Source organism: Variovorax sp. P4_D9, assembly GCF_056401695.1.
The window spans coordinates 1-1043 of sequence record NZ_JBFUIU010001552.1 but is presented as its reverse complement, the minus strand read 5'-3'; the positions used below and the strand labels follow the sequence as shown (position 1 = coordinate 1043).

Sequence of the window (1043 nt, the reverse complement as noted above, 5' to 3'; positions counted from 1 at the left end):
GGCTTCTCGGCGCCTGTATATTTGTGGTGAACTACGTCATGAACAACCGGTTCGGACCAACTTTGGGACCCGGTAGCGTTGGCTTTCGCGTCGTCGCTGGTGGCGCGTGCGGGGTGATCATCGGCTGGTTCGCTTCCGGAAGCGGCGCAACGGTCGATCCGGCCCATGTCTCCGGCACGCCGTTTACGCTGGCGTTCCTGGCCGGCTTTAGCATCGACACCTTGTCGACCGTGATCCTTCGCTTTGGCCGAGAAGCGCGCAACCCGCCGCCCGTCGACGCTCCTGCTGAGGGCACTTACGGACAACAGCACGTTGGGACCAATGCTCACGACGCCGACGCCGATTACAAACCCGCGGCGGATGAAGTGAAGAGCGCCGGGGATCCGCCCGGCAAGGCATGACTTGATCGTACCCGCCGGCGCCAAGACGACCAATGCCGCCCAACGCCGACCACGAAGGGGCCTATGGCATCGAGAACCAGCCGACGATGACCGGCCAAGCCGAGATTGCGGCCAGGACAACCCCGAACGCACCGCACACACCCGCGAACTTGGCCCAGAAGAGGGCGCGTGATGCGTCTCGCGCCGTGTTCTTCATCTCCTGATGCATCCCTGCCTTGGACTCAGCGGTCGCGATGCCTGCGTTCGTGAACTCGCGAGCCCGCCTCATGTCGGCATACACCGCATTAAGGTGTGACGTGTCTACCTCGAAGATTTTGTCTGTGTTCATAGGCGGATTCTGCCCTTCGACAGACGAGGTCGATCGCTGGATAGGAACTGGGAGCAGAGGCCGGATGCGCCAGTCTGAGCGCGCGACCCCCTCTAGGGTTTCTCAAGACTCGCACGCTCTCTGAAACTCCGACCCACGTTCTCCGCTTCGGCGTCGAGAGCGCAGCGCCCCCTCGTGATGAGGCGGCTTTTCCCGTAGCTGGAGAGCGGCAGGGACTGGGCTTCGGCCCGGTCCCAGTCTCTCGAATGCTCTGAACCCTTGCGGCCACGGCGATATGTGGCGGGACAGGCATGACGACTCCTCACAACGAGTTC

Annotated in this window: 2 protein-coding genes; one reads left to right on the top strand and one right to left on the bottom strand. The window is 62.9% G+C overall.

Annotation, left to right across the window (positions count from 1 at the left end; genetic code table 11):
• Positions 1 to 401 (top strand): hypothetical protein (locus AC1DY5_RS56830; protein ID WP_478122904.1); only part of this gene is annotated, 401 nt, incomplete at its 5' end.
• A gap of 61 nt (positions 402 to 462) precedes the next feature.
• On the opposite strand, the gene AC1DY5_RS56825 is transcribed toward AC1DY5_RS56830, so the two are convergent.
• On the bottom strand, positions 463 to 729 hold the full coding sequence (locus AC1DY5_RS56825) for a hypothetical protein (RefSeq protein WP_478122903.1): 267 nt from the start codon (positions 727 to 729) through the stop codon (positions 463 to 465).
• Positions 730 to 1043 lie beyond the last annotated feature (314 nt).

What these genes read in the sequence shown, in the direction of transcription:
- AC1DY5_RS56825 (WP_478122903.1), bottom strand. Translation starts at nt 729, where the DNA reads ATGAACACAGACAAAATCTTCGAGGTAGACACGTCACACCTTAATGCG.